The sequence below is a fragment of the Romboutsia weinsteinii genome (assembly GCF_002250835.2).
GTDB classification, from domain to species: Bacteria; Bacillota; Clostridia; order Peptostreptococcales; family Peptostreptococcaceae; genus Romboutsia_A; species Romboutsia_A weinsteinii.
Genome location: NZ_NOJY02000004.1, coordinates 156,026 through 170,011 on the forward strand (window position 1 = coordinate 156,026; position 13,986 = coordinate 170,011).

17 protein-coding genes are annotated in these 13,986 nt (G+C 29.7%); 16 read left to right on the top strand and 1 reads right to left on the bottom strand.

Translation table 11 applies throughout. The annotated features are described in order from the left end of the window. Window positions 1-106 precede the first annotated feature (106 nt). The 14 genes from thiC (at window position 107) to CHL78_RS03770 (ending at window position 12,008) form a co-directional block, all read left to right on the top strand. Window positions 107-1,408, top strand: coding sequence for a phosphomethylpyrimidine synthase ThiC (thiC, locus tag CHL78_RS03710; RefSeq protein WP_116041208.1), 1,302 nt, complete (start codon window positions 107-109; stop codon window positions 1,406-1,408). A 35-nt stretch (window positions 1,409-1,443) separates the two neighbouring features. Further along, a complete protein-coding gene (gene thiS, locus CHL78_RS03715) occupies window positions 1,444-1,638 on the top strand; it encodes a sulfur carrier protein ThiS (RefSeq protein WP_094367916.1) in 195 nt (64 codons plus the stop codon). Further along, complete coding sequence (gene thiF, locus CHL78_RS03720; protein ID WP_330408571.1) at window positions 1,631-2,437, top strand: sulfur carrier protein ThiS adenylyltransferase ThiF; 807 nt, start codon at window positions 1,631-1,633, stop codon at window positions 2,435-2,437. The genes thiS and thiF overlap by 8 nt, the downstream gene beginning before the upstream one ends. 44 nt (window positions 2,438-2,481) lie before the next feature. Further along, on the top strand, window positions 2,482-3,252 hold the full coding sequence (locus CHL78_RS03725) for a thiazole synthase (protein WP_094367917.1): 771 nt from the start codon (window positions 2,482-2,484) through the stop codon (window positions 3,250-3,252). Window positions 3,253-3,265: 13 nt separating this feature from the next. Further along, complete coding sequence (gene thiH, locus CHL78_RS03730; protein WP_094367918.1) at window positions 3,266-4,369, top strand: 2-iminoacetate synthase ThiH; 1,104 nt, start codon at window positions 3,266-3,268, stop codon at window positions 4,367-4,369. Then, window positions 4,369-4,977 carry a thiamine phosphate synthase gene (locus CHL78_RS03735; protein ID WP_094367919.1) on the top strand — a complete coding sequence of 203 codons (609 nt, stop codon included), beginning with the start codon at window positions 4,369-4,371 and terminating at the stop codon, window positions 4,975-4,977. The genes thiH and CHL78_RS03735 overlap by 1 nt, the downstream gene beginning before the upstream one ends. A gap of 144 nt (window positions 4,978-5,121) precedes the next feature. Beyond that, a complete protein-coding gene (locus CHL78_RS03740) occupies window positions 5,122-6,516 on the top strand; it encodes a YfcC family protein (RefSeq protein WP_094367920.1) in 1,395 nt (464 codons plus the stop codon). 195 nt (window positions 6,517-6,711) lie between these two features. After that, window positions 6,712-8,076, top strand: a complete 1,365-nt coding sequence (locus CHL78_RS03745) for a GTP pyrophosphokinase (RefSeq protein WP_094367921.1) — start codon at window positions 6,712-6,714, stop codon at window positions 8,074-8,076. A 126-nt stretch (window positions 8,077-8,202) separates the two neighbouring features. Continuing rightward, complete coding sequence (locus CHL78_RS03750; RefSeq protein ID WP_094367922.1) at window positions 8,203-8,517, top strand: YbjQ family protein; 315 nt, start codon at window positions 8,203-8,205, stop codon at window positions 8,515-8,517. Window positions 8,518-8,535: 18 nt separating this feature from the next. Further along, window positions 8,536-8,751 (top strand): hypothetical protein, encoded by a 216-nt coding sequence (locus CHL78_RS20650; protein WP_158540627.1) that lies wholly within the window; start codon window positions 8,536-8,538, stop codon window positions 8,749-8,751. Between the two features lie 68 nt (window positions 8,752-8,819). Next, the gene (gene yqeB / locus CHL78_RS03755; RefSeq protein ID WP_094367923.1) at window positions 8,820-9,644 is read left to right on the top strand and encodes a selenium-dependent molybdenum cofactor biosynthesis protein YqeB; all 825 of its coding nucleotides are present in this window, start codon (window positions 8,820-8,822) and stop codon (window positions 9,642-9,644) included. Between the two features lie 24 nt (window positions 9,645-9,668). After that, window positions 9,669-10,484 carry an XdhC family protein gene (locus tag CHL78_RS03760; RefSeq protein WP_094367924.1) on the top strand — a complete coding sequence of 272 codons (816 nt, stop codon included), beginning with the start codon at window positions 9,669-9,671 and terminating at the stop codon, window positions 10,482-10,484. A gap of 93 nt (window positions 10,485-10,577) precedes the next feature. Further along, window positions 10,578-11,537, top strand: a complete 960-nt coding sequence (moaA, locus tag CHL78_RS03765; RefSeq protein WP_094367925.1) for a GTP 3',8-cyclase MoaA — start codon at window positions 10,578-10,580, stop codon at window positions 11,535-11,537. A 39-nt stretch (window positions 11,538-11,576) separates the two neighbouring features. After that, a complete protein-coding gene (locus tag CHL78_RS03770; RefSeq protein ID WP_094367926.1) occupies window positions 11,577-12,008 on the top strand; it encodes an MOSC domain-containing protein in 432 nt (143 codons plus the stop codon). A gap of 64 nt (window positions 12,009-12,072) precedes the next feature. Here the strand turns inward: CHL78_RS03770 and CHL78_RS03775 are convergent, their stop codons facing one another. Next, the gene (locus tag CHL78_RS03775) at window positions 12,073-12,819 is read right to left on the bottom strand and encodes a lysophospholipid acyltransferase family protein (RefSeq protein ID WP_094367927.1); all 747 of its coding nucleotides are present in this window, start codon (window positions 12,817-12,819) and stop codon (window positions 12,073-12,075) included. 168 nt (window positions 12,820-12,987) lie between these two features. Here CHL78_RS03775 and CHL78_RS03780 point away from each other — a divergent pair, with 168 nt between their 5' ends. Together CHL78_RS03780 and CHL78_RS03785 are read left to right on the top strand one after the other, a co-directional pair. Then, window positions 12,988-13,263: a hypothetical protein gene (locus CHL78_RS03780; RefSeq protein WP_094367928.1), complete on the top strand. Its 276-nt coding sequence runs from the start codon at window positions 12,988-12,990 to the stop codon at window positions 13,261-13,263. A 23-nt stretch (window positions 13,264-13,286) separates the two neighbouring features. Next, window positions 13,287-13,986 (top strand): DMT family transporter (locus CHL78_RS03785; protein ID WP_147295793.1); only part of this gene is annotated, 700 nt, incomplete at its 3' end.

The window sequence follows — 13,986 nt, forward strand, 5'->3', positions numbered from 1 at the left end:
ATATCTAAATCTATTTAGGTATAAATTTAAGTATGATTGTAAAAGCGCTTCCCTATAAATATTAGGGTAAGCGCTTTTTTATTTTATTAAAAACAGGGGGATAAACATGAATTTTACAACTCAAATGGATGCTGCAAGAAAAGGTATAGTAACTAAGGAAATGGAAATTGTATCACAAAAAGAAAAAATAGATGTAAGTAAACTAATGGACTTAATAGCAAAGGGTCAAGTTGTTATACCTGCAAATAAAAATCACAAGTCAATAAGTCCAGAAGGAATTGGAAAAAATTTAAGAACAAAGATAAATGTTAACTTAGGTATATCTAGAGATTGTAATAATATTGATTCAGAGATTGAGAAAGTAAAGACGGCACTAGATATGAAAGTAGAATCTATTATGGATCTTAGTAGCTATGGTAAAACTAGAGAATTTAGAGAAAAATTAATAGATATGTCATCTGCAATGATAGGATCTGTACCTATGTATGATGCAGTTGGTTTTTTAGATAAAGATTTAAAAGATATAAAAGAAGAAGAGTTTTTAGATGTTATTAAGCAGCATGCACTAGATGGAGTAGACTTTATAACAATACATGCAGGGCTTACTAGAAGTGTATCAAAGAAGATTAAGAACCATGATAGATTAACACATATAGTATCTCGTGGTGGATCACTATTATTTGCTTGGATGGAGTTAAACAATAAAGAAAATCCTATATATACTAACTTTGATAAAATACTAGATATTTGTGAAGAACATGATGTTACATTAAGCCTTGGAGATGCTTGTAGACCTGGATGTATATCTGACTCTACGGATGGAGTGCAAATAGACGAACTTATTGTACTAGGAGAGCTTACTAAAAGGGCTTGGAAGAGAAATGTACAAGTAATGATTGAAGGGCCTGGGCACATGGCAATTGATGAAATTGAAGCTAATGTAGTGCTACAAAAGAGATTATGTCATGGAGCACCTTTTTATGTATTAGGACCTTTGGTTACAGACATAGCTCCAGGATATGATCATATAACTAGTGCTATAGGTGGAGCATTAGCTAGTTCAAAAGGTGTAGATTTCCTATGCTATGTTACTCCAGCAGAGCACCTAAGACTCCCTAATCTTGAAGATATGAAAGAAGGTATAATAGCAACTAAGATAGCGGCTCATGCTGGAGACATTGCTAAAAATATTCATGGTGCACGTGATTGGGACAATAAGATGAGTAAAGCTAGAGTAGAGTTAGATTGGGAGGAAATGTTTAATCTTTGTATAGATCCTAAAAAAGCTAGAAGATATAGAGACGAATCAAGACCTACTCACGATGATAGTTGTACTATGTGTGGTAAGATGTGTTCAATGAGAACCGTTAAGAAGATTTTAAATGAGGAAGAGTTGAGCTTAATATAATCTCTTAAGTAAAACTAATTACAGGAGGGAATAGATTGAAAGTTAATGGCAAAGAAATAGAATATAGAGAAAATATAACTATAATAGACTTATTAAAGTCTTATAATTTAAAAAAAGATAGAGTAGTTGTTGAGATAAATTTTAATATTATTGATGAAGAGAATTATGAAAATTATATAATTAATAAAGAAGACAAAGTTGAAATTATTAACTTTGTTGGAGGTGGTTAAAATCAATATTTTTATAAATGAAGTTTTAGAAAATGTTGAAGAAAATACCACAGTTTACAAAGTAAAAGAAAAGTACAAAAAAGATTGCAATGTAATAATACTAAATGGATATCCAATAGATAAAGATCTACGACTGAGTGAAAATGATAGATTGACCCTTATTAAAAAAGGTGAAGTACCATCATTGAATGAGTTAGAAAATTTATTACTAGCTAGACATACTCCGAATGTACATAATAAATTGAAAAAAGGTAAAGTAGCTATATTAGGCCTTGGAGGACTAGGCTCTAATATAGCAATATCCTTAGCTCGTATTGGAGTAGGGAGTATTACACTTGTTGATTATGATATTGTTGAACCATCAAATTTAAACAGGCAACAATACTTTATTGATGATATAGGAAAACTAAAAACAGAGGCTTTAAGGGAGAATATAAAGAGAATAAATCCTTTTATTCAATTAATAACCTACAATATGTTTGTAAATAAAGAAAATATCAATACTTTTGATAATGTAGATATAATTATAGAGGCTTTTGATAATCCCAAATGCAAGGCTGAAATATGTAACAGCGTATTACTTAAAATGAAAGAAAAGTACTTGATAGCATCTTCTGGTATGTCAGGATTTTACGACTCAAACTTAATAATGACAAAGAAAATTCGAAATAGATTTTATATATGTGGAGATTTTCAAAATGAGGCGAAAATTGGTGATGGATTGATGGCTCCTAGAGTAGCTATATGTGCTAATCACATGTCTAATTTAGCTACAAAGATTTTAATAGAAGATGTTTAGCAAAATTTTATATATAGATAAAATTATTAGGGGGATAGAGGCGTATGGATAAACTATTTTTAAAAGATCAAGAATTTAGCAGTAGGCTACTTATAGGTACTGGAAAATACGGAAGTAATAACATATTACCCGATGTGATAAGAGCTAGTGGAAGTGAAATAATAACTATGGCTCTTCGAAGAGTAGACTTAGATAATAGAGAAGAAAATATATTAACTCATATACCAAGTAATATGACTATTTTACCAAACACATCAGGAGCTACTAATGCTGAGGAAGCAGTAAGGATAGCAAGAATTGCAAGAAAAATGGGTTGTGGAAATTTTATTAAGATAGAAGTAATATCTGATACTAAATATCTTCTTCCAGACAATGAAGAAACAATAACAGCTACAAAAATACTTGCAGATGAAGGATTTATTGTACTTCCATATATGAGTCCAGATTTGTATGCAGGTAGAAGATTAATAGAAGCAGGCGCAGCAGCTGTTATGCCACTAGGGGCACCTATTGGGTCTAATAGAGGTCTGAAGATGAAAGAAATGATACAAATTATGATTGACGAGTTGGAAATACCGATAATAGTTGATGCAGGAATTGGTAAACCATCTCAAGCAATGGAAGCTATGGAGATGGGAGCTGCTGCAGTATTAGTAAATACAGCAATATCGTCTGCCAAAGACCCAATACAAATGGCCAATGCTTTTAACTTAGCAGTAGAGGGGGGGAGGAAGGCTTATCTTGCAAAATGTGGAGGTGTATCATCTTATGCAAATGCATCTTCTCCTTTAACAGGATTTTTAAATAACTTATAATATGGGAGGAAATATGAGTTTTTATGAGATCATAGATAAATATAAAAATATTGATATAGATGAATACTTAGAAAATGTAAGTGAAGAAGATGTACTTAAAAGCATTGGTAAAACTAAGCTTGATGATTATGATTTATTAAATTTACTATCTAAAACAGCTGTGAAATATTTAGAACAAATGGCACAGAAGGCAAACAGACTTACAAATCAACATTTTGGAAAAACAATTTCTTTATATACACCAATGTATATAGCAAACTATTGTATAAATAAATGTGCTTACTGCAGCTATAGTATAGATAGCGGGATAAAAAGAAAAAAATTAAACCTTGAAGAAGTAAAAAAAGAAGGAGACTGCATTTCACAACAGGGGTTTAAACACTTACTAATTTTAACCGGAGAAAGCAAGTTACATTCGAGTGTAGAATATATAGGAGAAGCTGTTGAGAACTTAAAAGACAAGTTTTCATCATTGAGTATAGAGGTATACCCTATGGAAGTAGATGAATACACTCATATTGTAGAAAAAGGTGTAGATGGATTAACTATATATCAAGAAACTTATAATGAAGAAATTTATAAAACTGTACATATAAAAGGACCAAAATCAAATTATAAGTTTAGACTAGATGCCCCCGAAAGAGGTGTAAAAGCTGGAATGAGAAATGTTTCAATAGGTGCGCTATTAGGTCTTAGTGAGTTTAGAAAAGAAACATTTTTTACGATTTTACACGGTAGCTACTTGAAGAGAAAATATCCACATGTAGATGTATGTTATTCAACTCCTAGAATAAGGCCATTTAAGGGATGTTATGAGGAATTAATAGAAATAAGTGATACTGATTTAGTACAAGCTATAATTTGTATGAGACTATTTGATCCTCATGCAGGGATAAATATCTCTACGAGAGAAGATTTAAATATGAGACGAAACTTAATACCTATAGGAGTCACAAAATTAAGTGCAAGTGTATCTACAGATGTAGGAGGTCACTCACAAGGAGAACAAGACACTGCTCAGTTTAAAACCAACGAAGATAGTGAGCTTAAGGATGTAAAGGATATGTTAAAATCAATTGGATATCAGCACATTTTTAAAGATTGGGAGAGGCTTTAATGTATCTCATAACAAATAGGAAACTCTGTAGCAAAAAGAGATACTTTGAGGTGATTGAAGAATGTATATTAAGCCAGATAGAAAATATTATTATAAGAGAAAAAGATTTAAATAATAATGACTTTGAAGATTTATGTACACGAATTATTAGTATAAGAAAAAAGAATAATACAAATTTAATAATAAATAGCAATACTTATTTATTAAAGAAATTGAACTTAGATGGCTTACATCTTCCATTCAAATTATTTGTAAGTTTATTAAAAGAAGATTATCATTTTGATGAAAAAAAGATACTTGGTATATCAATTCATTGTTTAGATGAAATATTACTATTAGAGAGTATTATTAAATGTAAAAATATTAAAATAGATTATATAATACTATCTCATATTTATGAAACAAAATGTAAAGAAAGTCTAATGCCTAGAGGTTTAGATTTTCTAAAAAAAGCAGAAGAAATAACTAAAATAAAAATTGTAGCACTTGGAGGAGTATTACCTGAAAACTTTAAAGATACAATGAACTACTGTGATGATATTGCAATAATGTCGACAATTATGGAATCTAAAAATATAAAATCAACTATTAATAGCTATATAATATAATTTGTTAATACTTAATATTACTAGCAGATTACATATAAGATAGTTTTACAATTTAATAATTATCAGTCATTTTATATCTTACTAATAAATTTTTGGAAAAAGGGAAAACTTTATTTAACAACGTAAGATATGGAGGAAAGTATAATGACTGAAAAAGTAAAAAGAAAATTTGTTATACCACATACTTTTACTATTATATTTTTGCTTATAGTCTTAATGGCTATATTAACTTGGATTGTTCCAAGTGGTGAATTTGCAAGAGAAGAAATAGATGGTAGAAGTGTTGTTATACCAGGAACTTATCAAAGTGTAGACAGCAATCCACAAGGATTTGTAGATGTCTTTAAAGCTCCGATAGATGGATTTATTGATTCTGCAGAAGTAGTTGGTTTTGTACTTATTGTAGGAGGAGCTTTTGGTATTGTAAATAAAACTGGTGCAATCGAATCAGGTATAGGAGCAGTAATATCTAGATTTAAAGGAAAAGAAATGTTAATAATTCCTATATCAATGATACTATTTAGTTTAGGTGGAACTACATTTGGTATGGCTGAAGAAACATTACCATTTTATATGATATTTGTTCCACTTATGACATCCTTAGGATATGATGCACTGGTTGCAATAGCAATAGTGTTTATAGGAGCAGCTTCTGGTGCTGCTGCATCAACTATAAATCCGTTTTCAGTTGGTATAGCACAAGCTTTAGCACAATTAGCACCTGGCTCTGGAATAGGGTTTAGGGTAATTATGTATATTATAATCCTTATTATATCTATAGCTTTTGTTATGATGTATGCAAAAAGAGTAAAAAACGATCCAAAATCATCACTAGTATACGATGTTAGTAGAGATCATGCTGCAGCTGTAGCAGAAGAAGAAGCTGAAATAAGAAAATTCACAGGTAAAGAAGCTGGGGTTCTTATAATATTTGCAGTTGGTATGGGTATTATGGTTTATGGAGTTATAGTAACCGGATGGTATATTCCAGAAATTGCAATGTGTTTTGCAGCAATAGGAGTATTATCAGGTCTTGTAGCTAGATTATCTCAAGAAGATATAGCCAACTCATTTATAGCAGGTGCAGGAGAGTTGGTATCAGCAGCTCTTGCAATAGCATTAGCACGTGGAATAGTAATAGTGGCACAAAATGGATTTATAATAGATACTATATTAAACTCAGCATCAGGGTTCCTAGGAAGACTTCCAAAGGTAATATTTATTTACTTAACATTCTTCTTAGAATCTGCTTTAGCATTTTTAATACCATCATCATCAGGTCTAGCATCATTAACTGTACCAGTACTTGCACCTCTTGGAGATTTAGTAAATATATCTTCGCAAGTTATAGTAACTGCATATCAGTTTGGTGTTGGTCTTACAAACTTTATAACACCTACATCAGGGGTATTAATGGGAGCATTAGCAGTTGCTGAAGTACCATTTGCAAAATGGGTTAAATTTATAGTTCCACTGTTGGTAATATTGATAATAGCAGTTTTAATATTCTTGACTGCTGGAATATATATTGGATTTTAGAAATTATAAATAAAGCCTACCTTTAATTAGGTGGCTTTTATTTTGCATATATTGATAACAGGTTACAAAAATGTAATATGAAATCTATGTGAAGTATTAACTATAGCACTTACTTTCAAGGTATAATGGTGGTAGAATAAATTATATATTTGAAAATGGCTACTAAAAGTCATATTAAAAAACAGGAGTGCAGATATGGGGTTAAAAGAGTTTGATTTTATAGACGAATCAATAGACATGCTTAAAGCTATGAGTCCAACACTTGAGCTTATAGCAGACGATATAGAAGAATATTTTGAAGATATATTAGAAGGAAAAGATCAAGAATATATAAATATAACGTCTAGAGTAAAAGGTGAAGCAAGTTTAAGAGAAAAAATTATAAGAAATAGGTATTTAAAAAAATATAATGAAGCAGGCAATTTAATTCATAATTTATCTGACTTAATTGGAATTAGAATTGAGTGTAGATTTATTGAAGATGAAAAAAAGATATATAGACTATTAAAGAGATATTTCAATAAAACGGATGATAAAATTTACTATTATAATAAAGATAATAAAAGTATTAAATTAAAATTAAGTGAAAGACAACCTAATAAACAGAAAAATGGATTTGAGATATATAGAATCGATGGCATGTTTAATTATTTAGATAGGCAGATAAAGTTTGAGCTTCAAGTTAAGTCCCTAGTTAATATATTCTGGAGTGAAATAGAGCATAAAATAATATATAAAAATAACACATACTTACTTGCAGATGGTTTCTTAAAAGACATGATGTCATCAATAAAAAATAACCTGACTATGATAGATAACCAACTATTAAGTATATATAAAAACTTTAATACTGGTGCAATAAATAATATGGAAAATAGTAAAAAAGAAATTGAGAAAGTATTAGCTAAGCTAGCACATGACGCTTTTTCTTCTAAGATGAAAGATAGCATAGGATTTGTAGTTGATTTTAAGAAGCCTTGTGAAACAATACTAAGTTATTCTTTTAACAAAAAAGAAAAAGACCAAGATATATTTGGAGATTTTATGCTTGAGGAATTTGCAAAACTAAATAGTATAGCAAAAAAAAATATTGATTTTACTGAAAATATTAATTTTGAAGCGGAGCCAGTATTTAAAGATGAGTTTTGCTGTAATTTAGGAGAGTATATAAAGAGTAAGCTTAATACAGAGTTTCCTTGGAATTTATTCTTTAGAATATTATTTGAGATAGAGCCTTACAATAATAAAAAAGATTTTGAGAATTTTATTATGTTTATTAAAGAGCAGGTTATGTCAGATGAAAGCAAATGTCAAATAATAAAATACTTTGATAATGGATCTGATATAATTGAAGACTTATACAAAGGTATCTCAGATGCTATTATTGAGGCAGATAGTGTTGAAACAATGTATGATTATAATCTAGAGAATATAAACTTTATAGGTAGTGAGGTTGTAACTTATATCTGTAGAGAGTTTGATTCTTATGAAGAATATGTAAATAATAAAGAAGATGTTAATGAAAAACTTAGAAATAAGATAATTCAGATATTTGAATAAAATATTAGATTTAAAAAGCTTGGTCATAGTACCAAGCTTTTTTATTTATAAAAAAGCATATTAAAATTTAATAATAAAACTACTAATAGAATATGATAGAATATAAATAAGAGAGGGGGAGTTAAAATGTTAGTAGTTACAACAGATTCAATACCAGGTAAAGAAATAAAGGAAGTATTAGGATTTGTATCACAAAGTACAGTAAGAAGTAAGAATATAGGTAAAGATATTGGTGCAGGATTTAAGACAATAGTGGGTGGAGAAATAACATCTTACAATGAAATGATGACAGAAGCTAGACAAATAGCAATTGGAAGAATGGTTGAAAAAGCTGAGAGTATGGGTGCTAATGCGATAGTTGGGATGAGACTAGGATCTTCTTCTGTAATGGCAGGAGCTAGTGAAGTTATAGCTTATGGTACTGCTGTTGTAGTAGATTAATTTTAATACAAAATAAATGTGAAAGGAGGATACTATCGACATATTATTGTTTATACTACAGGGAGTATAGTTGAACAGACTATGAACGCATTTTTTGTATTTGCAGGATTTATTTGTGGTATAGGTATACCGCTTGTTTGTGTTGTAGGTAGTATTGTTTTACTTATAGCTAAGATTTGTGAAAGACAAAGGGAGAAGAAAGAAGAAGATTTAGATAAATATAAAAAATATTAACTTATTTGTATTTTATAGAAATAGATAAGATTAGTAATATATATACATAAGATAGGGTGGAGGTTTCTATGGATAATATCATATTGGTAAGAGGAGCAGGAGACCTAGCTACAGGTGTGATACTCAAGTTAAAAAATTGTGGGTTTAATGTAGTAGCTTTAGAAATAGAAAAACCTCTAGCGATAAGAAGACAGGTTGCATTTAGTGAGGCTGTTTATGAAGGTGAATATAAAATAGAAAAAGTTACTTGTAAGTTATGTAATGATGTATTAGAAGTGACAGATGTTCTAGAAGAAGGTAATGTTGCGTTACTAATAGATGAAACCGGAGAATCTATAAAAAGCATAAAACCAAAAGTTTTAGTTGATGCAATACTAGCTAAAAAAAATATTGGTACAACTAAGGATATGGCTGATATTACTATTGGATTAGGACCAGGATTCTCAGCAGGCGATGATGTTGACTTTGTAATTGAAACTATGAGAGGTCATAACTTAGGAAGGATAATTACAAGTGGCATGGCTATAGAAAATACAGGTATACCAGGAGAGATAAAAGGGTTCTCAAAAGAAAGAGTAGTATACTCTAATGCTGCTGGTACTATTGAAAAAGTACATGGCATAGGTGATATAGTGAGTAAAGGTGATACAATTTGCTATATCAAAGATGAGTATGGACAAAATCATGAAGTACTAGCAACATTAGATGGGATACTAAGAGGATTGATAAGAGATGGTGCAACGGTAAAGAATAATTTAAAAATAGCAGATATTGATCCAAGAAAAGAAGAAGTAAAAAATACATTTACAATATCTGATAAGGCTAGATGTATAGCTGGGGGGGTATTAGAAGTAATAATATCTAATAATATATTGCCATCTATAATTAGATAAAAGAGAACCGGAGGACAATTTAATATGTACGAAAGAATGCTAAAAAGAATAAGTAAAGAACTTGATAAAGGAAATAGAGTAGCATTTGCGACTTTAACAGAGGTGATTGGTTCAAGTCCAGGTAAGAATGGTGCAACTCTATGTTTATTTAAGGATGATACAATGATGGGCACTGTTGGTGGCGGAATTGTAGAGTATGAAGTAATTAATAAGTGTAGAGAATGTTTAGAAAGTGGAAAAGATAGTCTATTTGAACACTCTTTGGTAAAGAGCTCAGAGGAAACTCCAATGGCATGTGGAGGTAGTATAAAAGGTTATATTAAAATATTTAAACCAAGAGCAAGATTACTATTAGTTGGTGGAGGTCATGTAGGTTTAAATATATATAATGTAGCAAAAACACTTGATTTTCATACCACAATAGTAGATGATAGAGATGAGTTTGGAAATAAGGATAGATTTACTGATGCAGATGAAGTATATGCCGGCGATATAAAAACTATATTAAATAATATTAGAATAGATGAAAATACTTATGTTGTTATAGCTACTAGGGGTTATGACAAAGATTTAGAGGCTCTTAGAGAGATAATAAAAGAAAATCCTTCTTACATAGGAATGATAGGAAGTAGAAAAAAATGGACAACTTTAAAATCTCAGTTAATTAGTGAGGGTGTAGAAGAAGAATTATTAAATAATGTATACGCACCTGTAGGTTTAAACATATCTTCAGATGAAGTAAGTGAAATTGCATTTGGAATTATTGCAGAGCTTTTACTAGTTAAAAATAATGGAGATTTATCTCACAGAAAATATAAAAATCTAAGACTAGATAAATAAATTTTGTAGATATAAAGGATAATTTGACATTAGTATATAATATATATACATGAGAATATTTAAATAGACAATAGTAAAGAAGGTAATTAAGTTATGATAGATAAATTTGGGAGAAACATAAACTATCTTCGTGTTTCTTTAACAGAAAACTGCAATCTAAGGTGTGTTTACTGTATGCCCGAAGAAGTAAAATTTGAAAAAGATTATGTAAATGACTACTTAAGCTTTGAAGACTATAAGTTTTTTATAAAAGCTATGAGTGAGATTGGAATTACAAAAGTTAGATTTACAGGAGGAGAGCCCTTATTATATCCAAGAATTAGTGAACTCATCAGATTTACTAAAGAAGAATGTAACATACATGATATTGGCATAAGTACAAATGGTATAGGCTTATATGAGATAGTAAGAAGCTTAAAGTCTAGTGGATTAAGTAGTGTAAATATTAGTTTGAATTCACTAAAAGAGTATAAATACAAAACCGTTACTAGAGGTGGACAATTAAAAGAGGTTTTAAAGTCTATTAATGAGGCAATAAGAATTGGTCTAAAGGTAAAAATAAACTGTGTAGCCATAGATGGATTTAATGATGATGAATTAAATGATTTTATGGATATGACAAGATTTAGTTCTATAGATGTTAGATTTATTGAACTAATGCCTATAGGTGAGGCAAAAAAGATTTATACAAGAGGTTATTTAAATATAAGAGAGATCCTTGATAATATGGATGGTATTCATAAGATAGGAAGGGAAATAAATAGTACATCTACTTATTATAAATTAGAAAAATCAAAAGGAAGAATAGGTGTAATAAGCCCAATAAGTTGTTCTTTCTGTAATGACTGTAATAGAATAAGATTGACAGCCAAAGGCAGAATAAAGTTATGCCTTCATAGTGAAGAGGAAATAGATATAAGAAATTATAGTCAAAAACCTTTAATTTTTAGGGAAACAATGAAGGAGATAATTCTACAAAAACCTCAAAGACACAGACTGATAGAAAATAGATCTAGCGAATCTATGAGTTGTATGTATCAAATAGGTGGATAAGAAATAAGACAATAACATATTAACATTGGAGGCAATTAGATGGCAAAGATAGTATCAATTAATATTAGTAAAGAAAAAGGTGTAGTGAAGGTACCTGTAAATAGTGCAGAAATAAAAATAGATCATGGAATTGTTGGAGATGCACATGCAGGAAATTGGCATCGCCAAATAAGTATGCTAGCAGAGGAAAGTGTAGATAAGATGAAAGCTAAAGGATTTGATCATCTTAAGCATGGAGATTTTGCTGAAAATATAACTACTGAGGGAATTGAAGTATTTACTCTTCCTGTTGGAACAAAACTTAGAGTTGGTGATTGTGAGATGGAAGTGACTCAAATAGGGAAGAAATGTCACAGTGGGTGCCAAATAAAGCAAGTAACAGGCGATTGTGTTATGCCTAGAGAAGGAATTTTTGTAAAGGTTATCAAAGAAGGAACAATAAATGTTAATGATATTATAGAAGTAATATAAATAATTATAATAAAAGACTATCTCAAAATCTTGGTTTTGTATTTTGGGATAGTCTTTTATTATTTTACATTACTTTGTTAAATTCTTTTATTTTGTTTATCATGCTATCTTTTATATCCTCACCTAAGATAGTAGATTTCAGCTTTGGATCATCGATATGTTGATAAATCGCATCTAAGAACTCTACTTCTACATCAACAGAACGGATTTTACCAACTGGCTGATATCCTTCATACGTGTTTTTTGAGTTTTTAATTACCATTGGAACTATAGGACATTTTGCCTTGTATGCAATTTTTAAGGCTCCATTTCTAAAGTCAGAAACAAGAGCATTAGAGTCCTTTACCCAAGTTAAATCTCCCTCTGGAAATATTGCCATACTATGGCCCTCTGATATATTTTTAGCGGCTTCTATTATACTTTTTATTCCTTCACGATTATTCTCTCTGTTTATGTATACAGATTTGATGAGTTTACTCCAATCACTAATAATCGGCATATCTCTCCAAATAGGTTCATCTGCAATCACAACTCCAATTGGTCTATCAACGCTTGCTAAAAGTATGAAGCTATCTAACATACTTGAGTGATTAATTACAAATAGTACTGGTTCTTTTGGTAGCTTTTCTTTACCTAAAATTTTAAGATTTATATTTACTAATTTTAAAGATCTTTTAGCTTGTTTTTGTAAAACACTGAAAATCTCATCTGATGTGAACTTATCAGGATTTTTCTTTATTTTACTTAGCTTAGGTAAAGTAGACGAAAAGCCTATAATCTGAAATAAAGCAAATTTTATATAATTAAACAATTTAGTCATCTCCTCAATAAGGTATTTTACATTAAAATATTTTAACATAAAATGAATATATTTACAAAAGAAAGATAAATCAAGATTTACTTGAATAAAATACTATAAAGCATAGTATGATTTATTATATTTAAAAATATTCATACAAGAAAAATTTAGGAGGATTTTATGGCCAAACAAATAGTTGATAATAGTGAAGAGAGATTTGTAAAGATTAGAATTCTATCTCATTCTGGGGATAAGATACATTTGAAACTGCCTATAGATTTTGTGAAGAAGATGGTTAAAAATAATGCATTAGACTTTTTTAATACTGCGGATGACATAATAGACAGTAAGAAATTGCTTAATATGCTCTTAAATGCGTTTGATTACAATTTATTGGGAGAGATTGCCCACTTAGAGAGAAATAACGGAGATGTGATTAGAATTAGAATAGACTAGCAATATACTAAGGGGGATAGGATTTGAAAAAATATATAATGGTACTGGCAACAGTATTTTGGGCAGGGGCATTTATAGCCGGAAAATTCTCGGTAGAAGAATTTCCTATAATGTCTTTAGTTTTTTTTAGATTTTTAATCTCTACTTTGCTAATTTTTCCTATCATGATTAAACTCGATAAAGACTGGAAGATAACAAGAGCTGATTTACCAATATTTCTAAAACTTGGAACAATAGGTATCATAGGATATCATTTACTTTTTTTCTTATGCCTAAAGTTTACAACAGCAACAAATTCATCATTGATAGGAGCAACAAATCCTATAATAACAGCTATACTAGCATGCATTATTTTAAAAGAAAAAATAACCAAAAATCATATTATCTCAATATTTCTATCGATATGTGGTGTTATTTTAATATTCAGCAATGGATCTATAGAGAGTTTTAAGAATTTTAGTATGAATATTGGTGATATAATAATGATGATAGCTGTAGTATGTTGGGCTATTTATTCTATTATTTCAAAAAAAGCAGTTGAAAAATATAGTCCTATAAAGGTAACAAGTTATTCATTTTTAGTTTGTACAGTAATTATGTTTCCCTTTATTTTTTTAGAAAAGCCATATGTGTATTTGCCTCAAGTAAGTATAAATGGGTGGATATCTGTTTTATATATGGCCGTATTTGCATCTGTATGTGGTTATTTAATTCAGCAGATTT